Source organism: Martelella lutilitoris (genome assembly GCF_005924265.1).
In the GTDB taxonomy this organism is placed as follows: domain Bacteria; phylum Pseudomonadota; class Alphaproteobacteria; order Rhizobiales; family Rhizobiaceae; genus Martelella; species Martelella lutilitoris.
Genome location: NZ_VCLB01000004.1, coordinates 285,437 through 306,674, shown reverse-complemented (window position 1 = coordinate 306,674; position 21,238 = coordinate 285,437). Strand labels below are relative to the sequence as shown.

General features: G+C 63.3%; 19 protein-coding genes. 15 read left to right on the top strand and 4 right to left on the bottom strand.

Going from position 1 to position 21,238, the window contains the following annotated elements; genetic code table 11:
• The first annotated feature begins 136 nt into the window (after window positions 1–136).
• The 5 genes from FF124_RS08700 to FF124_RS08680 all read left to right on the top strand — a co-directional run bounded on the left by FF124_RS08700 (window position 137) and on the right by FF124_RS08680 (window position 4,862).
• Window positions 137–565, top strand: a complete 429-nt coding sequence (locus FF124_RS08700) for a cupin domain-containing protein (protein ID WP_138748096.1) — start codon at window positions 137–139, stop codon at window positions 563–565.
• Complete coding sequence (locus FF124_RS08695; RefSeq protein WP_138748095.1) at window positions 565–1,350, top strand: cysteine hydrolase family protein; 786 nt, start codon at window positions 565–567, stop codon at window positions 1,348–1,350. The genes FF124_RS08700 and FF124_RS08695 overlap by 1 nt, the downstream gene beginning before the upstream one ends.
• A complete protein-coding gene (hpxZ, locus tag FF124_RS08690) occupies window positions 1,347–1,757 on the top strand; it encodes an oxalurate catabolism protein HpxZ (protein ID WP_138748094.1) in 411 nt (136 codons plus the stop codon). The genes FF124_RS08695 and hpxZ overlap by 4 nt, the downstream gene beginning before the upstream one ends.
• A 353-nt stretch (window positions 1,758–2,110) precedes the next feature.
• Window positions 2,111–3,268 carry an amidase gene (locus FF124_RS08685; protein WP_138748093.1) on the top strand — a complete coding sequence of 386 codons (1,158 nt, stop codon included), beginning with the start codon at window positions 2,111–2,113 and terminating at the stop codon, window positions 3,266–3,268.
• 7 nt (window positions 3,269–3,275) lie between these two features.
• Complete coding sequence (locus tag FF124_RS08680) at window positions 3,276–4,862, top strand: gamma-glutamyltransferase family protein (RefSeq protein ID WP_138748092.1); 1,587 nt, start codon at window positions 3,276–3,278, stop codon at window positions 4,860–4,862.
• 3 nt (window positions 4,863–4,865) lie between these two features.
• Here FF124_RS08680 and FF124_RS08675 read toward each other — a convergent pair whose 3' ends face one another.
• Together FF124_RS08675 and FF124_RS08670 are read right to left on the bottom strand one after the other, a co-directional pair.
• Window positions 4,866–5,828, bottom strand: a complete 963-nt coding sequence (locus FF124_RS08675) for an NAD-dependent epimerase/dehydratase family protein (protein WP_138748091.1) — start codon at window positions 5,826–5,828, stop codon at window positions 4,866–4,868.
• A gap of 15 nt (window positions 5,829–5,843) precedes the next feature.
• Window positions 5,844–7,349, bottom strand: coding sequence for an amidohydrolase family protein (locus tag FF124_RS08670; protein WP_138748090.1), 1,506 nt, complete (start codon window positions 7,347–7,349; stop codon window positions 5,844–5,846).
• A gap of 136 nt (window positions 7,350–7,485) precedes the next feature.
• Here FF124_RS08670 and FF124_RS08665 point away from each other — a divergent pair, with 136 nt between their 5' ends.
• The 9 genes from FF124_RS08665 to FF124_RS08625 all read left to right on the top strand — a co-directional run bounded on the left by FF124_RS08665 (window position 7,486) and on the right by FF124_RS08625 (window position 16,123).
• Window positions 7,486–8,469 carry a LysR family transcriptional regulator gene (locus FF124_RS08665; RefSeq protein WP_246072312.1) on the top strand — a complete coding sequence of 328 codons (984 nt, stop codon included), beginning with the start codon at window positions 7,486–7,488 and terminating at the stop codon, window positions 8,467–8,469.
• 167 nt (window positions 8,470–8,636) lie between these two features.
• The gene (locus tag FF124_RS08660) at window positions 8,637–9,668 is read left to right on the top strand and encodes an extracellular solute-binding protein (protein WP_187326872.1); all 1,032 of its coding nucleotides are present in this window, start codon (window positions 8,637–8,639) and stop codon (window positions 9,666–9,668) included.
• Between the two features lie 72 nt (window positions 9,669–9,740).
• Complete coding sequence (locus FF124_RS08655) at window positions 9,741–10,589, top strand: ABC transporter permease (protein WP_138748088.1); 849 nt, start codon at window positions 9,741–9,743, stop codon at window positions 10,587–10,589.
• Window positions 10,586–11,380, top strand: a complete 795-nt coding sequence (locus tag FF124_RS08650; protein ID WP_138748087.1) for an ABC transporter permease — start codon at window positions 10,586–10,588, stop codon at window positions 11,378–11,380. Before FF124_RS08655 ends, FF124_RS08650 begins: the two co-directional genes overlap by 4 nt.
• Window positions 11,381–11,393: 13 nt before the next feature.
• Window positions 11,394–12,221, top strand: coding sequence for a nucleoside phosphorylase (locus tag FF124_RS08645; RefSeq protein WP_138748086.1), 828 nt, complete (start codon window positions 11,394–11,396; stop codon window positions 12,219–12,221).
• Entirely contained in the window at window positions 12,214–13,317 is a 1,104-nt protein-coding gene (locus FF124_RS08640) for an ABC transporter ATP-binding protein (protein WP_138748085.1), read from the top strand. Before FF124_RS08645 ends, FF124_RS08640 begins: the two co-directional genes overlap by 8 nt.
• Complete coding sequence (locus FF124_RS08635) at window positions 13,314–14,249, top strand: carbohydrate kinase family protein (protein ID WP_138748084.1); 936 nt, start codon at window positions 13,314–13,316, stop codon at window positions 14,247–14,249. Before FF124_RS08640 ends, FF124_RS08635 begins: the two co-directional genes overlap by 4 nt.
• A 3-nt stretch (window positions 14,250–14,252) precedes the next feature.
• Window positions 14,253–15,305 (top strand): ADP-ribosylglycohydrolase family protein, encoded by a 1,053-nt coding sequence (locus FF124_RS08630; protein ID WP_138748083.1) that lies wholly within the window; start codon window positions 14,253–14,255, stop codon window positions 15,303–15,305.
• Entirely contained in the window at window positions 15,302–16,123 is an 822-nt protein-coding gene (locus FF124_RS08625) for a creatininase family protein (protein ID WP_138748082.1), read from the top strand. Before FF124_RS08630 ends, FF124_RS08625 begins: the two co-directional genes overlap by 4 nt.
• Window positions 16,124–16,492: 369 nt before the next feature.
• Here FF124_RS08625 and putA read toward each other — a convergent pair whose 3' ends face one another.
• The gene (gene putA, locus FF124_RS08620; protein ID WP_138748081.1) at window positions 16,493–19,903 is read right to left on the bottom strand and encodes a bifunctional proline dehydrogenase/L-glutamate gamma-semialdehyde dehydrogenase PutA; all 3,411 of its coding nucleotides are present in this window, start codon (window positions 19,901–19,903) and stop codon (window positions 16,493–16,495) included.
• Between the two features lie 113 nt (window positions 19,904–20,016).
• Between putA and FF124_RS08615 the strand changes: the two genes are divergently transcribed.
• Window positions 20,017–20,475 carry an Lrp/AsnC family transcriptional regulator gene (locus FF124_RS08615; protein WP_024706401.1) on the top strand — a complete coding sequence of 153 codons (459 nt, stop codon included), beginning with the start codon at window positions 20,017–20,019 and terminating at the stop codon, window positions 20,473–20,475.
• 19 nt (window positions 20,476–20,494) lie between these two features.
• On the opposite strand, the gene FF124_RS08610 is transcribed toward FF124_RS08615, so the two are convergent.
• Window positions 20,495–21,100 carry an exopolysaccharide biosynthesis protein gene (locus FF124_RS08610; protein WP_246072310.1) on the bottom strand — a complete coding sequence of 202 codons (606 nt, stop codon included), beginning with the start codon at window positions 21,098–21,100 and terminating at the stop codon, window positions 20,495–20,497.
• Between the last annotated feature and the right edge of the window lie 138 nt (window positions 21,101–21,238).

The following is a 21,238-nucleotide window of genomic DNA, read 5'->3' as shown; positions in this document are numbered from 1 at the left end:
TTTTTTCCCCAGCTGTAGCGGCGGTTTCAGCCTTCGGTTCCGGCATGAGCGGTACTCTAAGGTCTCCCACCACCTTTAAATGCTCCGCGCCGCTCATGCCGGCTCTTATTGTCAGACAGGATTTCCAGAGGGTCCCATGCTCACCTATGCATTCGAACAGGTCGAAAAGGCCGAAGTGTTCAAGATCGCGCCGACCGACACCAATTATTTCGCGATCCTGTTTGATCCGAAGAAGGACGAGATCGACAATATCTTCGTCATCGAGATCTTCACCGTCGGCGGCGCGACGCCGCCGAACGAGCACAGCCACGCGCACGAATTCTTCTATGTGATCGAGGGCGAAGGCATCGCCTCCAGCGACGGCGAGGAAATGCCGATCAGGAAGGGCGACGCGCTGATGCTGTGTCCGGGGTCTGAGCATGTGGTGAAGAACACCGGCTCGTCGAAACTCTACACGCTGACGGTGATGACGCCGAACCAGGACTTTGCCGAACTGATCCGTTCCGGCGAGCGCGTATCGCTGGATGCGGAAGATCTGAAGGTGCTGACCGGGAAGGCCGCCTGATGCGGAAAGACGCCGATGCCCTGCCGCTCGGGCCCTCGCGGCTGAACCGGTGGCAGGTTTCAAAAGGTCGGGTCGACATGATCCGGCCGCAGCCTGAACCGCGCTCGCTTTCCGTGAAGGACGGCGACCGTGAGATCGTCCTCGACCTGAACCGCACCGCCATCATCGTCATCGACATGCAGAATGATTTCTGCCACCCCGATGGCTGGCTTGCCGGCATTGGCGTCGATGTCACGCCCGCCCGCGCGCCGATCGAACCGTTGCAGCGACTGCTGCCCGGCTTGCGGTCCGCCGAAGTGCCCGTCGTCTGGCTCAACTGGGGCAACCGTGCGGACAAGGCCAACCTGCCGCCCTCCACGCTCCATGTTTACCAGCCGACGGGGCGGGAAACCGGCATCGGCGATCCGCTGCCCAATGGCGCGCATGTTCTGGAAAAGGATAGCTGGGCGGCGGCCGTGGTTGACGAACTCGAGATCGCGGAAACCGACATTTCCGTCGACAAATACCGCATGTCCGGCTTTCAGGATACCGAACTCGACAGCGTCTTGCGCAATCTCGGCGTCACCACCGTGCTCTTCGCCGGCGTCAATGCCGACCAATGTGTGCTTTGCACGCTGCAGGACGCCAATTTCCTCGGCTATGACTGCATACTGGTGGAGGATTGCGCGGCAACCACCTCGCCGCAATTCTGCATGGACGCCACCCTTTACAACACACGCCAGTGCTTCGGCTTCGTCTGTTCCTCGGACGATATCGTCGCCGGCCTTTTACGAGCAGACGCATGACACAGGAAAAAGACGCCGCCGTTCAACCCGTCAATCTTCCCGACGTTCTGGAAGAGGTCACCAAACTCTGCGACCTCTATGAGAAGGCGCTGATGGAGAACGATCTCGATACGCTGGATGCGCTGTTCTGGGACAGCGAGAACACGCTGCGCTACGGCGTCGGCGAAAACCTCTACGGCATTTCCGAAATCCGCGATTTCCGCAAGGGCCGTTCGGGCGGTTCGCCGCAGCGCGATGTCATCCGCCGCCAGATCACCGCCTTCGGCCGGGATTGCGCGGTCTGCGACCTCGAATTCCAGCGGCCGGGCGCTTCCGTCCGTGGACGCCAGAGCCAGACATGGATCCGCACGGCCAACGGCTGGAAAGTCGCCGCCGCCCATGTGTCGCTGATGGGCAATACGCATTGATGCATTTGGCGTAGCATCGGAGCAGATGATCCGGGCCTCTTCCGGCTCGTCTGCTGGCATAGCCCGTTGCAGATGCAAAAAGCCTGCTCCCATTCTCCGTCACCCCGGCCTTGAGCCGGGGTCCAGGGCCACAAGAACACCTTTTGCCATAGCGCCCTAAGCGCGATAGTCCTTGCTGTCTCGCCCTGGATGCCGGCTCAAGGCCGGCATGACGGATGATGGTGCAACGGCGTTAGACAACATACCGAGCCGGGATGGTCTTCCCGGCTTTCGGATAGTGAGCTTCGCGTTGCGTTTTCAGCGACTTGCGTGCATGCTCCACCTATCGATCCTCAAATTTCCGGGCAGGCTTCATGACGCAATCCATCGGTCCCTTCGTCGAACGTTTCGAACCTCCGATCACCTTGGAAACGCCGGGCTCGGACTTGCTTTCGGGCCTTACGGTCGCGGTGAAGGATAATTTCGACATCAAGGGCGCCGTCACCGGCGGCGGCAATCCGGAATGGGCGGAGGATCAGGCGCCCGCGGTCCGCAACGCGGCGGCGGTTCAGACCCTCCTCGACAACGGCGCAGCCCTGGCGGGCAAGGTCCATATGGACGAACTCGCCTATAGCCTGATGGGGATGAATGCCCGTTTCGGCACGCCGGAAAATCCGGCCGCGCCCTCGCGCGTTCCGGGCGGTTCCTCTTCCGGCTCGGCCTCTGCCGTTGCCTCCGGCCTTGCCGATATCGGGCTTGGATCGGACACGGGCGGCTCGGTGCGCCTGCCGGCCTCATTCTGTGGCCTTTTCGGCTGGCGTCCGACCCATGGGCTGGTGCCGAGCGACGGCCTGTTGCCGCTAGCCGAAAGCTACGATGTGCCGGGCTTCCTCACCCGCGATCTCGAGACGCTTGAGACACTTGGCGAGATCTTCGCGGGAGAGCAGAAGGTCGACGCGGATGTCCGGCTGGTGTACCCGGCCGATGTCTGGCGCCTGTGCGAGGACGAAGCAGCCGCTGCGCTGAAGGCGGCGCTGCCGAGGGGTGACCGCAATGACAGCTCGCTTCTGCCGGGCGGTGACCTGAAGGCCCTGCTGCCGGTCTTCCGCACGCACCAGGGTTACGAGATCTGGCAGCATTTCGGGGCCTGGATCGAAAAGCGCGAACCGGACTTCGGCCCCGGCATCCGCGAACGTTTCGCCATGGCGTCGAAGATCACGCCGGAGGAATTCGAGGAAGCCAGGGCCAGGCGCGAGGCCTTCCGCGCGCATCTCAACCGCGTGCTGCAGCCGGGAACCATCATGGTCTATCCGACCTCGCCGGGGCCTGCGCCGCTTCTGACCGCCGGCAACGACATCGTCGAAACCTTCCGCAACCGTGCGCTCGCCATGCTGGCAATCGCCGGCCATGGCGGCCTGCCGCAATTGTCGATCCCGATCGCCGCAAGCCAGGGCTCGCCGCTCGGGCTCTCGCTGGTCGCCGCTCCGGGCAGCGACCTTCTGCTGATCGAGACGGCCAAACGCTTCCTCTGAGGGTATCATGCTTCATTCCGCGACAGGCTTTGACGGAGCCTTCACCGCGCCGCACCGCGCTGCGGCGCTTGCCGGCCGCGACATCCTGCGCGCCGGCGGCACGGCAATGGAGGCGATGGTCGCCGCCGCCGCGACGATCGCGGTTACGTATCCGCACATGAACGGGATCGGTGGCGATGGCTTCTGGCTGATCCACAGGCCGGGCGAGAAGGTGACCGGCATTTCCGCCTGCGGGCAGGCGGCCGCACTTGCGACGCCCGATTGGTATGCAAGCCGTGGGTTCGCGGCAGCGATGCCGACGCGCGGGGCCCTTGCAGCGCTCACCGTACCGGGCACGATCGGCGGCTGGGAAAAGGCGCTGTCTCTGGTGGCGGATGAAAAACGCCTGCCGCTCGAAGACCTGCTCTCTTCCGCAATCCATTATGCCGAAAACGGCATTGCGGTCACCGGAAACCAGGCGCAGTGCACGGCTGACAAGCTCGACGGGTTGCGCGATGTGCCCGGCTTTGCCGAGACCTTCCTGCTGGACGGCGCGTCGCCCAAGGCGGGCGACAGGCTCTGCCAGACACCGCTTGGCGCAACGTTGCGCAAGCTCGTGGCGGAAGGATTATCGTCCTATTATACCGGCGAACTCGCCCGCACCCATGCCGCATTCCTTGAGGAGACCGGATCGCCGCTGCGCCTTGCGGATTTTGGCGCCTATCAAGCCCGCATCGTCGATCCGCTCCGCGTCGAGACATCGCATGGCCAGCTCATGAACATGATCCCGCCGACGCAAGGCATCGCCTCGCTGATGATCCTGGCGCTGTTCGATCGGCTGGGCGTTGCCGAGGGCGAAGGATTCGATCATCTCCACGGTCTGATCGAATCCACCAAACAGGCCTTCATCAAACGCAACGAAGGGCTGGGCGATCCGGATTTCATGGAAGAGCCCGCGCAGAACTGGCTTGCCGATGACAGGCTCGATCGGCTGGCCGCGAAGATCGACTTGAAGCAGGCGCTGCCCTGGCCCTATGAGCCGGCGGAGGGCGACACGATCTGGATGGGGGCGGCGGACCGATACGGCAATGTCGTCTCCTTCATCCAGAGCGTCTATTGGGAGTTCGGCTCCGGGTTGACCTGTCCCGAGACCGGCGTGTTCTTCCAGAACCGCGGCGCAGGCTTCTCGCTGTCTCCCGGTCCCAATCAGCTTGCGCCGGGAAAACGCCCCTTTCACACGCTGAACCCCGCGCTTGCGCATCTGAAGGACGGCCGCGTGATGGCCTATGGCACGATGGGCGGCGAGGGGCAGCCGCAGACGCAGGCCGCCGTGTTCTCGCGCCATGTGCAGTTCGGCGAGGAACTGCAGGCGGCCGTTACCGCGCCGCGCTGGCTTTTGGGCCGCACCTGGGGCGAGGAGACCACGACGCTGAAGCTCGAGGACCGTTTTGATCCGGCCCTTGTTGCGGCCTTGAAAGCGGCCGGACACGATGTCGAGATGCTGCCGGCCTTTTCCGATGCCGCCGGGCACGCCGGCGCCGTGGTGCTGCACGAAAACGGGTTGATGGAAGCGGCAACCGATCCGCGCGCGGATGGCCTGGCGCTGGTGGACTGAGCCTCAGGCCGGAAAGCGGGATCTCAAAAAGCCGTCGATGAAATCCACGGCCTTTTCCTCCAGCAGCGGAAAGCCGAGTCTTCGAGCCGTTTCGGCGGAGAAGCAGGCCGGGAAGTCCTGCGGTCCGAAGACCGGCGGATCGGCGCGGTCGATCAGCGACAGCATCTCGTCGCCCGCTCGTTCGGCAAGCGCTGCAAGCAGCACCTCGACCGTCAGAGACACGCCGGGCATGACGAGCGCCCGCGCTTCAGCCGGGATCGGCCCGTCGAGGATTGCCGCATGGATGAGCTGCGCCACCGCCGTTTCCGGCGAGGCCAGCCAGTGACGCACATCGTCCGAAGCCGGCAGGAGCGCCCGCCGACCTTCCAGCGGTTCGCGGATGATGTTGGAAAAGAAGCCGGAATTGCCATGGGTGGCCTTACCGGGCCGGACCGCGATTGTGGCCAGGCGCAGGCAGATGCCGTCCAAGAAGCCCATGCGGGAATAGTCGGCGATGATCGCCTCGCTCATCAGCTTTTGCGTGCCGTAGGAACTGTCCGGCCGGGGCGTTGTCGTATCATCGATGAGGGCCGGGAAGGGGGCGCCATAGACCCCGATCGACGAAGCATGGACGAGGCGCGGGCAATAGTCATCGCCGGCAAGCCGGATCGCCTCGACGGTCGCCCGCACCGTATCGAAATTGATGTGATAGCCGACGGCGAAATTGCTGTCGGCCTGGCCCATGGCGGTCGCGGCCACGTGAAAGATCACGTCCGGCCGGGACGCCACCACCTGCCCGATCGTCTCGAATTCCGCCGCATCCCCCGTCACCCATTCTGTTCCATCCCCTTCGATCGTGCCCTTGCGGATATCGGAAAGGATGAGCGCGTCAAGCCGCTTACGGCCGAGCGCGCCGCGTGCAATCAGTGTACGGGCAAGCCTGGCGCCGATCATGCCGGAGGCGCCGATGATGGCGACGGAGGCCATGGGCGAGTTCCTTCCTTACACTTTCACACGCGGATAAAGGCCGATTTCGCGCGTTGTCGCCGTGTCGTACATCTGGTCGAGATAGGGCCGGACTTCCGCCGCACCCTTGCTCATTTCCGGGCAGTGGTCACGCTCGAATTTCGCGGCGGCCTCGGCAATTTCGCCGCGCAGATCATTCTCGTTGACGGTTTTGAGCTTGCGATCCTCCATCACCAGCTTGCCGCCGACGATCGAATGGGTGACGACATCGGAATTGACCGAGAAGGCGATCTTCTTGATCGGGTCATGCAGCGGCATGAAGCCCCAATCGGTCTTGTCCATCAGGATGACGTCGGCGAGCATGCCTTCTTCCAGCGTCCCGACCTCTTTTTCCATGAGGCTGGAGCGCGCGGCAGACGTGGTTGCCATGTCATAGACCTCATGCGCCGAAATCCAGTCATTATAGTCGAACGTGCCGATCTTGTGCAGCCCGGCGGCCGCCTTGAAGGCGACGAAGATATCGGCGGTATCGGCCGACGCCACGCCATCACAGCCGAGCGCGACATTGACGCCGGCATTCATCATCCGCCGTACCGGCGAGACGCCGGAACCGAGCTTCAGGTTCGCCAGCGGGTTATGCGTCGTCGAGCAGCGGGCCTCGCCCATCGTCGCGATATCCTCATCGGTCAGCCAGATCGCGTGGTTCATGGTCAGGCGGTGGGTCATCAGCCCCATGTCCTTCAGGAACTGAACCAGCGTGCGGCCGTATTTCTCCGCGCCGGTCACGGCCTGGGTCTTGGTTTCCAGCACATGGCAATGGACCGGCAGGTCGCGCGCTTCGGAAAGCCCTGCAACTTCCTGCAACAGCTTCTCCGAGCAGCGCTGCGGCCCGCAGGGGCCGAGAATGATGCGCATATTGTCCTTGCCGTGCCACTTGCCGGAAAGCTCCTCGAAGAGTTCGATCTGCGCCTTCCAGTCCGGCGCGGGCATGGCATCGAGCCGCGCTTTCATCTCAGCCGGTACGAGATCGCCGACAAAGGGCAGGCTGTTGCAATAGCTCTCGTCCCACATGGAGGCCGTGATCCAGGCGCGCAGTCCGGCGTCCTGGAAGGCCGTGGCCGTCGCGTCGACGGCTTCGGGTGTGCCCGTAATGTTGATCACATCGTCCTGCAGCGTGGTGACGCCTGAGCGCAGCGAGATGATCGCGACCAGCATGGCGCGCAGATAATGCTCGCGCCATGTCATCGCCGGCGATCCGAAGGGCGGGTAGACCTCCGACAGCCAGATTTCGAGCGGCAGGTTGTCATAGCGGCCCATCTCGAAGCCTTCATTGGAATGCATGTGCGCATCGATGAAGCCCGGCATGACCAGCTTGTCGGACGCATCGATCACCTGCAGATCCTGAAAGCCGGCGGCGCGTGCCGAAAGATCACCGCCTTTGCCTATTATCCGGTCACCATCGATCAGCACATCGCCGCTCGCAAAGCTGTGCGCGCCGGTTTTCTGGTTGATGACGAGGCCGTTCTTGATCAGGATTGCCATGCTTTACTCCGTTTGGCCGCCGCTTTGTTCAGGCGGCATGAAAATTGCATAAATTTTTTACCGGGGACGACGTTAAGCCGACCGGGCCGCCTGTGGTGGGGGCGATCCGGCGAGCCTTGTGAAAGGAACCCATGTTTTGGCCACACCAGCCGGAGACCACGGACTCGACCTGCGCCTGATGCGCATTCTCGACGTGCTGCTTGATGAATGCAGCGTCTCGAAAACCGCCACGATACTCGGACAGAGCCAGCCTTCCGTTTCGCTCGCGCTGAAGCGGCTTCGCGAAATTCTCGGCGATCCGCTGCTGGTGCGCTCGGGCGTGAAGCTGATCCCGACGGACAAGGGCATTGCGCTCCGCGCCCAGGTGTCCAACATTCTGCGCGAGATCGATGCGCTCGCCGTCTCCGAGGATACGTTCGATCCGGCAAGCTACAATCGCCGCTTCCGCGTTTACGCGGCCAATTGCCTCGGGACCTTCTTCATGCCGCGCATTGGCGAACTGGTGCGCCGCGAAGCGCCCAACATGCCGCTTGATTTCTGCACAATCCCTGAGGAATCCCGGATATTTACCGAACTCGAGGAGGGCAAGCTCGATCTGGTGATCGGCAACTGGCCGCTGCCGCGCGATTACCTGCGTTTTGCGCCGCTGCTGGAGACCGACATCGTTCTCGTCATGCGCAACGAACACCCGCTTGCAGGCCGCGCGCGCATCGACCTTCAGGAATATCTGAACCTCGATCATCTTTCGCCGACGCCGCATACGAGCCCGGCCATCAGTCCCATCGACGGGCAGCTTGCCCAGCTTGACGCCAAGCGCGAGATCGCCATGTCGGTCGCCGAATTCACGCTGGTGCCGCATATGCTGGCACGCACCGATCTGGTGTTCACCAGCAGCCGCCCCTTTGCCGAGCAGATGGCGCAGTCGGGCGCCTTCTCGATTGTCGGCGCGCCGGAGGAACTGGCCCGGATGAGCTTTTACACGCTGTGGCATGAACGGTCGCATCTCTCCCCCGGCAATCAGTGGTTCAGGAAATTGTTGCGCCGGGTTGCCAAAGAGATAAGCGAATTCACACCCCATCCATCAAGTGAAACTTCGCCCGAAGCCATTCGTGGGAACTAATAGAGTCTATTGGGGCAAGGGGTCTTATGAAACGTCAATTCCTGCCGTTTAATTGGTTTCGAGAGAGCCGGTCTTCTGCGGACCTCTTCTTGACACACGGCAAGCGGCCGACATGTCCGCGACCCGGGTTTCAGCCAATCAGACAAAACAAGGGGAATTGGAACATCATGCTGAAGAAACTGACCACAGCCCTTCTTGCCGGCGCCATCGGCCTGCCCGCCGCCGGCGCCTTCGCCGCTGACGACTATTCCGGCCACACGCTCGTTGTCGGCGTCTGGGGCGGCGATATCGAACGCCTGCTGCGCGAAAACGTCGCCGAGCCGATCGAAGAGGAAACCGGCGCGTCCGTCGAATTCGTCCTCGGCGGCACGGGCGACCGCATGGCCCGCATCTATGCGGAAAAGGACAATCCGACCATGGATGTCGCCTTCCTCAACATGTACGAGGCTCCGCAGGCGCTTTCCGATGGCATCGTGCTGCCGCCGGATCCGGAAACCGACATGTACAAGGCCATCTGGGACGGCATGAACAATGGCTGCTACGCCATGTCGCTGGTCGGCCTCGGCATTGCCTACAACAAGAACATCGTTTCCGAAGCGCCGGAATGGGAAGACATGTGGGACCCGGAATATAACGGCATGATTGCCGTTGCCCAGTATCCGGGTTCGGAAGGCGATGGCCTGATCGGCGTTGCCGCGCGTCTCGCGGGCGCCGACGAGCATGATCCCGATGCCGCTTTCGAGAAGCTCCAGGGACTGAAGCCGATCGCCATGACCTACACCAATCTCGACGAGATCTTCGCCATGATGGATGCCGGCGAAGTGGCCATGGCCCCGATGATTTCCGGTTACGTTCTGTCGGCGCTGAAGGAGCACCCCGATATCGGCTTCTCCTTCCCGAGCGATCCCGGCCCGGTTCTGGTGCGCGACATGCTGTGCCTGGTCAAGGACAGCCCCGAGCCGGAGCTTGCAAAGATGTTCGCCGAAAAGGCCCTCGGCGTTGCAAACCAGACCGACTACGCCGAGCAGATCTTCTTCGGTCCGACCAACTCCATGGTCGAACTCTCCGAGGAAGCCTCCGCCGACGTGATCGACACGCCGGAAGAAGTCGAAAGCCTGGTGCAGCTTGACTGGCCCTATGTGATCGGTGAGCGCAGCGACTGGACCCAGCGCTGGAACAAGGAACTGCTCGAACAGTAAGCCCACGACCCTTGCCGCCGCGCCGCAACCGGTGCGGCGGCATTTCGGTGACGCGGCAATCCGGTGATTTTCATGAACAAACGCGCGCTCATGCTGCTGATGCCGGCACTCGTCCTGTCGGGCATCGTCTTCCTGCTTCCCTTCCTGTGGCTGTTCGTCACCAGTTTCCGGGTGCAGGGGGAGGGCTCGCTGTTGATGGCGGAAGGTTTTTCCGCGGCCAATTACGCCAGGCTGGTGTCCGATACATACTTCGCCGAGGTCTTCTTCCGCACCATCTGGATGAGCGCAGCGGCAACCGTGCTTTCCCTTGTCATCGCGCTGCCGATGGCGCGCCAGATCGCCGTCAGCGCCGGCCGGGCCAAGGGCCTGCTGCTGGCGCTCATTCTGGTGCCGCTCGTCTCCGGCGCGCTGCTCCCAACGCTCGGCATGCTGCATCTTCTGGGCCCGCTCGGGGTGATCAACTCCATCCTCAAGGACCTCGGACTGATCACCCGCAGCGTCAAGTTCCTCGGCACGGTGCCGGGCGTCATCATCGGTCTGGTGCAGGCGTTCCTGCCGCTGATGCTGCTGCCGCTGGTCAATGCGCTTTCGCGGCTGCCAAAGGATGTGGAGGCCGCTGCCGAAACGCTCGGCGCTCCGACATTCATCGTCTGGCGGCGCGTTATCCTGCCGCTGATTGCGCCGGGCATCATTGCCGGCTCGGTGCTGGTGTTCTGCGCCTCGCTCACCTCCTTCGTCACGCCGCAGATCCTCGGCCAGGGCAAGATCGCCACCTTCGGCACCATGGCCTATCAGCAGGCCTCGCTGGTGCTGGACTGGCCGTTTGCCTCGGCCATTGCCGTCGTCATGCTGGCGATCCTGGCGCTCGGTCTTGCGATCGGCTCGCTTGCCTCGAAACTGCTCGCACGGAGGCCTGCATGAAAACCTATGGGTTCGCCGTTTCGGCCCGCTTTGTCTGGACCGTTCTCGCCTTCGTCTTTCTGCTGGCGCCGATCGCGGTGCTGATCTTTGCCTCCTTCGATGATGCGAGTTTCTTCCGCTTTCCGCCAAAGGCCTATTCTTTGCGCTGGTATGACGCCGCCCTTGAAAGCCGGGAATATAAAAGCGCGCTGTCGGTCTCGCTTTTGGTCGCGATCCTCGCAGGTTTCATCGCCGTCCTTTTCGGCGCCATGGCGGCCTTTGCCCTGGTGCGCTACAGGCCCGCCGGCGGGCGGATCGTCGAGGCGATCCTGATGACGCCGCTGGTGCTGCCGCTGATCGTCTGGGCGATTGCGCTTCTGCAGATCTATTCGCGTCTCGGCATGTCCGGCACGCTGCCGGCGCTGGTGCTCGCCCATGCGGTGATCACCATGCCCTTTTCCGTGCGCATCATGGTCTCCACCTTCGCCGATCTCGATCCGCTGCTGGAACAGGCCGCCGCCACGCTCGGCGCGTCATCCGGCCGCGTTGTCCGGCGCATCACGCTTCCGCTTGCCATGCCGGGGCTTGTCTCGTCCGCTGCCTTCTCCGTGCTGATCTCCTTCAACGACGTGATCGTCTCCTCGCTGATTGCCGGCGCGCGCTGGATCACCTTTCCGGTTCGGCTTTACGCCCAGCTTCGAAGCCAGGGCATCGACCCGATCACGCTTGCCATCGGTTCGGCGATCGTCGCCTTCATCCTTGTCGCCGCGCTGATCGGCGAATTCATGTTCAAATGGTCACGCCGTCTTTGAGAAAGAAAGAACAATGCCCGAAGAATACCGCTATCTCAAAACCATGCCGCATTTCGTGCGCGACGGCGTGCCGCTGCTGACAGGCTTCAAACGCGACCGCATCGCCCCTTACGTCGTGCTTGCCGTCAAGGATCCGCTGGTCGTCGGCGACGGCGCGGAGGAGGATTCGCTTGCCGCCGCCCTCGACAATGCCGAGATCTCCGCCAAGACGGGCCTCTTCACCACGGTGACGGGTAGTTATGACGGCGCGCCGGTCTCGATCGTTTCCGGCGGCTCCGGCTCGCCCGAGGCGGAACTGGCGCTGATGGATCTCTTCAACTTCACCGATTGCACCACCGTTATCCGCATTGGCGGCTGCGGCGCGTGGAGCCCGAAGGTCGGCGTCGGCGATATTGTCATCTCCTCCGGCGCGGTGCGCGACGAGGGCATGACGAAAGCTCATGTTCGGGCTGAATACCCGGCCGTTGCCGACTGGCAGGTGGTCGGCGCGATGAAGGCGGCGGCCGATCAAGTCGGCCATCCCTATCACATCGGCATCACCCGCTCGGGCGACAGCGAATATTGCGGCTGGGGCAAGCCGGGTCCGGGCGGCTATCTGCAGGAAGACCACAAGCAGATCATCGATTACTGGAGCCGCGCCGGCGTTCTCAACACGGACCGCGAGGCGGCCGCGATCCTGACGCTTTGCAGCCTTTACGGACGGCGCGGCGGCGCGGTCTGCTCGGTCGGAGACAATGTGGTGACCGGCGAATTGCACAAATCCGGCTCCGGTCAGACGGCGGCGATCACCGTCGGACTTTCCGCGCTCGCAAGGCTTTTCCGGGAGGACGCCCATGGCTGAGAAGCACGCACCCGACCACCTGGTGATCCAGAAGGTGATGAAGCACTACGGCGGCGGAGGCGAGCCGGCGCTGAAAAGCGTGTCCCTCAATGTGCGCAAGGGCGAATTCCTGGCGCTGCTCGGCCCATCGGGCTGCGGCAAGACCACGCTCTTGAAGATCATCGCCGGCCTTGAAAAGGCGACCGAGGGCGAGATGGCGCTGGCGGGCGAGGGGCTCGATGCCATCCCGACCTACAGGCGCGATATCGGCATCGTCTTCCAGTCCTATGCGCTGTTTCCGCATATGACGGTCGACGCCAATATCCGCTTCGGCCTCGATATGCGCGGCATCAAGGGCAAGGAGGCCGATGACCGTGTGGAAGAGGCGCTCGATCTGGTCAAGCTCGACGGGCTTTCCGGCCGGATGCCGAATGCGCTTTCCGGTGGCCAGCAGCAGCGCGTGGCGCTCGCCCGTGCGCTCGTCATCCGGCCGAAGCTTCTGCTTCTCGACGAGCCGCTTTCCAATCTCGATGCGGTCTTGAGAAAAAGCGTGCGCGTCGATATTCGCGAACTGCATGAGCGTATCGGGCTCACCACTGTCATGGTCACCCATGACCAGGAAGAGGCGATGAGCATGGCCGACCGCGTGGCGGTGATGGCCAATGGCTACGTGCTGCAGCATGATACGCCCGAGACGATCTACGAGCATCCGGCATCCGCCTTCGTGGCAACCTTCGTCGGCAGCCCGCCGGCGATCCTTCTGCCGGTGGAAAAGACTGGCGAGGGCTACGGCATCGGCGGGACGGCCTTCACCCCATCAAGGTCACTCGCCGCCGCAATCGCGATGCAGAACGGCAAGCCGGTGCTGCTGGGGCTCCGCTCCGACCGGCTATCCTTTGCCGATGAGGCCGGCCCGCTGACGATCACCGGCGAGGTGCATTCCAGCGAATATATCGGCGGCTCCTGGTTGGTGCATGTGGCGCTCGGCGAACACCGCATCGCCGTGCCGACGCGCGAACGCCCGCCGCAATTCGGCGAAGTCGCCCATATCCGCATCGACGAGGCCGAGCCGCTGCTCTTCGATCCCGACACCGGCGCCAGGGTCGCGCACTCATGAGCGGCGCGATCTATTGCCTCGGCCCGCTGGTGCTCGACCGGATACTGACCGTCGACGACCTGCCTGGCCACGACGAGAAGGCTTTCATCAAGCAAAAGGAAGAACGCGCCGGCGGTCCGCCGCTCAATTGCGCCTGGGCGCTGAGCCGGCTTGGCGAGGATGCGCGGCTGGTCTCCACGATCGGGGATGACGGCGAGGGCGCGATCCTGATGCAGTGGCTCGCCGAGCGCGACATGAGCACGGAGGCCGTTGACGTGCAATCCGACAGCGTCACGGCGTCCGCCACCATCATCGTCGACCGAACCGGCGAGAAGGCGATCCTGATCGATCCCGTTCCGGTCGAAACGCTGGCGGTGATCGGCGACAGCGTTTCGTTGCAGGCAGACGATACGGTCGTCTCCAATTTCTTCCATCCCGAAGCCGTGGCGCGGATGTTCGATCGCGCCGCGAAAACCGGCATCGAGAGGATGATCGATCTGGAGCTGCCGGAGATCGAGCGCTGGGGCTGGCAGGCGATGGAAAACATCCTGCCCTTCGCCTCGGTCGTGGTCACCAACCGGCAGGTGCTTGAGGCATGGATGGCGCGCACCGGCAATGACCGGCCGATTGCCGAAGCCGCCGAAGCGCTTGCCCGTTTCCTCTCCGGCAATGGCAGCCGCAGGGCCGTCGTCACGCTCGGCTCCGAGGGTCTGGTCGCGATTGACGGTGAAACCGTTCACCGCCTTCGCGCGCACAAGGTGACGCCGCGCAACACCACAGGCGCCGGCGATGTGTTTCTCGCAGGCCTCGCCACGGCGACACGGCGCGGACGCAAATTCGAAAAGGCGTTGACCTTCGGCACGGCCGCTGCCGCGCATTTCTTGGAAACGGGACGCTGCGACGGCGCGGGCGCGGAAGCGCTGATGAAAGACAAGATGAAGGAAAGACTGTAGACAATGGCCACCAGATCGAAAGCCATCGAGGCCGTATTGTCGGCCGCCTGTGTCGCCGATGCGCTGGGCGCTGCCACAGAATGCATGCACCCGGACGAGATTTTCCGTATTTTTGGCGGGCCGGTGACGACGTTTCGCACGCCGCCGGAAAGATCCCCCTTCGCCAAAGGACTGGCGCCGGGCCGGCTGACGGATGACGCGACGCAGATGCTGGCCATGGCCAAGCGCATCATCGGGCTTGAGCGTGCGCCGGTTTCCGCCGACGCGATTGCCGGCTTCATCGATTGGTCACATGACGAGGAAATGTTTCAGCGCTTTGCCGGGCCGACGACCCGCATTGCAGTCGAGGCCATGCGCGCCGGCGCGCCCGCCGAAGCCGTTGCCACGCCCGAGGCCTATTCCTGCATGTTCGGCACCTCGAATGGCGGCGCCATGCGCGCGCCGACGGCGGGGTGCGCAGCGGCTGGAAACCTCTCCGAGGCCGTCCGCATCGCCTGCCTGATGTCGGCGCCGACACACAACACCCAGATCGCTTACGCTGGCGCTTCCGCTGTTGCGGGCGCGATTGCCGTCGGGCTTTCGCCCGGGCGTTCGATGACGATTGTCGATGCAGCGCTCGAGGGCGCACGGCTTGGCGAGGTGGAAGCGCATCGCAGTGGCCGCATTGTCGGCGGCGCAGGCGTTGCCCGCCGCATCGAGATGGCGGTCGAGATCGGCATTCGCTACAAGGCGGATATCGAGACCGCACGGGCCGAACTGATCGAGGTCATCGGCAATGGCGTTGCCATGTCGGAAGCCGTGCCGCATGCTTTCGGCCTTGTTGCCGCCGCAGACGGCGACCCGTGGATGGCAATCGTCGCTGCCGTCAATGGCGGCAATGACAGCGATACGATCGCGATGATCGCCGGTTCGGTAGCTGCCGCCTGGAACGGCGCGGCGGGCATTCCGCTCGCACTGATCGAGGAGGTCTCGGCCGTCAACGGGCTCGATCTGGCGCGTATTGCCGAGGGGCTTGCAACATTCAATGAAAAGGTGATTGCGGGAGAGCAGGGATGAAACGCTACTGGCTTGAAATGACATCGCTGGAGCATGCGGCGCTGCCGGAGAACACGGTGGCGGTTCTGCCCGTCGGCGCGACGGAGCAGCATGGACCGCACCTGCCGGTCGGCACGGATTGCCTGATCAATAGCGGCATTGTCTCGGCCGCGCTCAAAAAGCTTGGCGATGATGTTCCAGCCGTCGTCCTGCCGCTGCAGCCGGTCGGCGCCTCGCAGGAACATCTCGATTATGCCGGTTCGCTCGCCCATCCCGCGCCCGATCTGATGCAATCCTGGACGCGTGTGCTTGATTGCGCGGTGCGCTCCACCGGGCTGAAGCGCATTCTGATTTTCAACAGCCATGGCGGACAGGCGGGGCTGCTTGCCGCCGTCGCGCTCGACCAGCGCGTACGCCACAACATTCTCGGCGCCTATGCCACATGGTTCGATGCCGGCTATCCGGAAGGGCTTTTTACCGACGACGAAATCCGCACCGGCTTTCACGGCGGCGATATCGAAACGTCACTGATGCTGGCCCTGCACCCGGACCTGGTGGTGATGGAAAATCTCGACGATTTCCGTTCTTCCGTCGATGAGATCGAGGCGGGCACGACACAGCTTTCCGCCAATCCCGGCGGCGGCCGCGTCGGCGGCCTCGGCTGGAAGGCGCAGGACCTCAATGCCGACGGCGTGACCGGCGATGCGCGCCGCTCCACGGCGGAAAAGGGCAGGGCGTTGCTGGAGCACACGGCGGCAAGCCTCGCGGCGCTGATCACGGACCTTTCCAACGCCCCTATGCCGTCGGACAACTGGCCGCCGGAGAAGTATCGCGCTTGAGGGGAGGGCCTACCGTTGGAAGTGTTGCCGCGGTCGCTGCTGTTCGTTGATCTCCACCCTCTCCACGCGCGTCAACCTCGGGCTTGACCCGAGGGCCCAATCATCTTGGTCGCGAGAGGCGTCTGCAGATGCCGTTGTCGGCCCCCAAAGGTCATAAGGCCCCTGCTGTCATGCGGAAAGCAGCCTGGATCCTCGGGTCAAGCCCGAGGATGACGCGGAGGGTGAGGAGGGGTTGACTGGATTAGAGCGCCGTGCGTCCTTTAGGACGCACAAAGGACGCTCTAACTTATTGAATCTACGCATCGGCTCGAAAATCGATTCCGATTTTCGAGCCGATGCGCTAGCGCCTTCCCCATGCCCTTTGACCCCTCACCCAGCCAGAAGGCTCGCATTCCCGCCCGATGCCGTGGTGTCGACGCAGAGGTGGCGTTCGAAGGCCGCATGCGCCTTGTCCGGCATCGCGGTGATCAGCGGCAGCACCGGGCCGGTGCGTTTGGCAAGCGCCTTTGCAAACGCGCGAGCTGTCTGCTCTTCACCCCACCACAAGGCACCCGAAAAGCCCTCAAGCGTCGTCAGCCTCTCCGGATCGACATGACCGTCGACGGCAACGGCGCGACCGCCCAGCGCCTCGACGGCGGCTTTCTGGGCTGCGGCGATTTCCTTGCCTGGACCGAGGCAGAGAAGCGGCGGACGGCTGTAAAAGGCAAGCCGGTTGAGTTCGCCGGTGACGCCGGGCATCAGCTCCTCGCCGAGCTTTACTTCGGCAAGCGCCGACAGCATGGCCTCGACCGGTTTCATGTCGGCATCCTCCGTCCAGTCCTCGCCCCCGCTCTGGCCGGACTCGGGCGTCAGGAAGCGCGGCAGATAGTCGGGACCGCCGGCCTTGGGACCTGTGCCGGAAAGTCCCTCGCCGCCGAAGGGCTGCGAGCCGACGACCGCGCCGATCTGGTTGCGGTTCACATAGATATTGCCGACATGGATGCTTTCCGACACGTCCTGCACCCGGTCATCAATGCGGGTGTGGAGGCCGAAGGTGAGACCGTAGCCGCGGGCGTTGACCTTCTCGACAACCTTTTCCAGGTCGCGCGCCTTGTAGGTCGCAACATGCAGCACCGGGCCGAAGATCTCGCGCTCCAGATCATCGATGCCATTGACCCTGAGCATGGTCGGCGCAATGAACGTGCCGATTTCCGGCGCTTTCAATTGATGGATGATACGGCCGGATTTTTCCTTGAGATAAGCAGCGATGCCGTCGCGGGCCTCGGCGTCGATCACCGGGCCGACATCGGTTGAAAACAGCCAGGGATCGCCCACGGCAAGCTCGTCCATCGCGCCCTTGATCATCGCGATCAGATGCTCGGCAGTGTCTTCCTGAATGTAGAGGCAACGCAGCGCCGAGCAGCGCTGGCCGGCCGACTGGAAGGCGGAGGCAACGATGTCGCGCACGGCCTGTTCGGGAAGCGCCGTGCTGTCGACGATCATGGCGTTGAGCCCGCCGGTCTCGGCGATCAGCGGCGTGCCGGGCGCAAGGTTCTCGGCAATCGATTTCTCGATCAGCTTGGCCGTATCGATCGAGCCGGTGAAGACAGCGCCGGAAACGCGTTTGTCGGCTGTCAGCGCCGCGCCAACGGTCGGGCCGTCGCCGGTCAGAAGCTGGAGGGCCGAGTTCGGCACGCCCGCCTCATGCAGGAGCTCGACGGCCTTGTGGGCGATCATCTGCGTCTGTTCCGCGGGCTTGCAGAGCACGCCATTGCCGGCCATCAGGGCGGCCGAAATCTGGCCGGTGAAGATCGCCAGCGGGAAGTTCCACGGGCTGATGGCGGCGATGATGCCGCGCGGCGCCCGCACCGTGTTCTCGCCCTCGCGGGCATAGTAGCGCAGGAAGTCGACGGCCTCGCGCACCTCGCCGATGGCATCGGCGATGGTCTTGCCGGCTTCGCGCGCCAGAAGCGCGAACAACACGCCGTAATTTGCCTCATAGAGATCGGCGGCCTTGCGCAGCACGGCGGCGCGCTCGGATGCCGGCGCATCCCAGGTGGCGGCGTCATCGAAGGCGCGGGCAACGGTTGCCTCGTCGGCCTCCAGCACCGTGCCGATTGTCTCGCCCGTTGCCGGGTTGGTAACGGCTCTGGTTGTACCGGTCGGTTCTGAAACCGTCAGCGGCTTGCCGTCGGGAAGCGGGACGTCGCGCGCTTTCTCGATGGCAGCCAGCACATCGTCCGCCGTCGTGTCCCAGCCCTTCGCCGCTAGCCGGCCCTCGCCGAAGATATCGGCCGGCTTCTTCAGCGCCGCCGGCGGCTTTGCTGTCTTGACGGCCTCGAAGGGATCGCTGGCGACGGTTTCCGGCGCAATGCTGGTGTCGACGATCTGGTGAACGAAGGAGGAGTTGGCGCCGTTTTCCAGCAGGCGGCGCACCAGATAGGCCAGCAGATCGCGATGGGCGCCGACGGGGGCGTAGATGCGGCAGTGACCACCGGTCTCCTTCTTGACGATGTCATGCAGTCGCTCGCCCATGCCGTGAAGCCGCTGAAACTCGTAAGGTCGACCATCGGCCAGTTCCAGAACGGCGGCAATCGTATGGGCATTGTGCGAGGCAAATTGCGGGAATATGCGGTCGCCGAGCGAAAACAGCTTCCGCGCCAGGCAGAGATAGGCCACATCTGTCGCCGCCTTGGTGGAATAGAGCGGAAAATCCGGCATGCCGTTGACCTGGGCAAGCTTCATTTCCGTGTCCCAGTAGGCGCCCTTCACCAAGCGGACATTGATCTTGCGGTCATAGCGCGTCGCCATGTCATAAAGCGCATCAAGGGCGGCATCGGCGCGCTTTCCATAGGCCTGGACGACGACGCCGAAACCGTCCCAGCCGTCGAGCGCCGGATCGGCCATCACCGCGTCGATCACCTTGAAGGAAAGCGCAAGGCGCGCTTGCTCCTCGGCATCGATATGCAGCGCGATGCCGGCGTCCTTTGCCTGTACGGAAAGGCGCTTGACGATCGGCACCAGCTCGTCCATCACGCGCTCTTCCTTGGCCACTTCATAACGCGGATGAAGGGCGGAAAGCTTGATCGAGATGCCGGGGTTGTCGACGATCTTCTCGTGGACCGCAGCCTTGCCGATCGCCTTGATCGCGTTTGCGTAGTGGCGGTCGTAGCGCGCGGCGTCGTCAGCGGTCATCGCCGCCTCGCCGAGCATGTCGAAGGAATAGGTGAAGCCCTGCTTCATGCGGCTGTCGCCGCGTTTCAATGCGTCCTCGATGGTTTCGCCGAGCACGAACTGCCGGCCCATCTCCTTCATTGCGCGCAGGACGGCGGTGCGGATCACCGGCTCGCCCATGCGCCGTACAAGACCGTGCAGCGTGTTGGCAATGCCGGGGTCGTTGCGGTCATCCAGCACCTTGCCGGTCAGCATCAGCGCCCAGGTGGAGGCATTGACGAGCGAGGAGGCGGCCGTGCCAAGATGGTTGTTCCATTCCGACGGCGCGATCTTGTCCTCGATCAGCGCGTCGATGGTGAACTTGTCCGGCACGCGCAGCATGGCTTCGGCCAGGCACATCAGCGCCACGCCTTCGCGCGTTGAAAGCCCGTATTCGGCCAGGAAATGCTCCATCAGCGTCGGCTTGCTTTCCGAACGGATGCGCCGGACAAGATCGGCGGCCCGCTTGCTGATCGCCTTGCGTTCGTCCGGGGTGATGTCCGCCCGTTCGCTCAAGGCTTTGAGAAGCGGGGCATCGGGGGCAAATTTCTGCTCAAAACCGAGCGCTGGGAAGGGATTGTCGGCCAAATTCTGCTCCTCGTTTTTTGCCAGACTAACGTCAATTGCGTGGACGATGCGACCAGTTTTCGTTATTTATTTAGCCATTCGTAACAAAAAACAATGAAAACCAGGGTCAGCCGATGGAAATCGATCCCATCAACCGGAAAATCCTCGAGGAACTGGTCGTCGACGCGCGCATCTCCATGACGGATCTGGCGCGCAAGGTCGGCCTGTCGAAGACCCCCGTCGCGCTCAGGGTTCGCCAGATGGAGGATATGGGCCTGATCAGGGGGTACCGCGCCATGCTGTCGCCGATCAAGCTCGGGCTTACCCATGTCACCTATGTCACGGTAAAGGTCAGCGACACCCGGCAAAAGGCGTTGCAGCAGTTCAACGAGGCGGTGCGGCAGATCCCGGAAATCGAGGAATGCTACCTGATCGCGGGTGGCTTCGATTACCAGATCAAGGTCCGCTCGCGCGACATGGAACATTTCCGCCGGATCATGGCGGAAGAGATTTCCGAGCTGCCCTATGTCAGCTGGACGACGAGCTATGTGGCGATGGAAGCGGTTGTCGACCAGAGTTGGGTGGCCGTCTGACCTTTCTTCCTGCGGTCCGTCAGAGCGATGTCAACACGCTGGTGACAGCCCAGATGACAAGCCCCACGGGCGCAAGCGCCAGCAGCGCAAACAGGCCGTCGCGGGTCAGCATCGAAAAGGCGATCAGCGTCACCGCCACGCCGATCAGCGATGACGAGAACGGAACGATCTCCATCAACGGCATCACCGCGCCGAAGAGCGTGCAGGCAAGCGGCAGCAACAGCACCAGCGGCGGCCTGAACAGGAAGGTCATTCGTTTGCGGCTGATGCGGTCGACGAAGCGGGTAAACGGCAGGATCTTTTCCAGCCCGGCATGAAGTCTGGCGCTCTTCATCGTCCTGCTGCGGATCCAGCCGGGCAGCCAGATCTGCCTGTGGCCGACAAGCCGCTGGCCCGCGATCAGCATGATGATCAGGCCGCAGACGGTGGAAAGCCCCGGCACGCCGCTGAGCGGCGTGATCAGGATCAGCGCCGGCAGGATGAGAAGCGGAATGAAAGAGGCGTGGCCGAAAGAACGCATCAAGTGTTCGACGGAGACGGTGCCGCCTCCGGTCTCTTCGACGGTGCGTTCGACAATTTCCGTCAGGGAACGGAATTCATGCTCGGCCGTATCGGCTTGTTCCAAGAAAAACTCCTGCCGCAATCGAGGGTGCATTTCGGTTCAAACGCCACGGGCTGCTCTCCGGTTCCCGCAATCCGCATCATCGCCGACGCCATTGATTTATCACGCCGCCTGTGCCCTGTTTATGAAAAGGACAAGCTT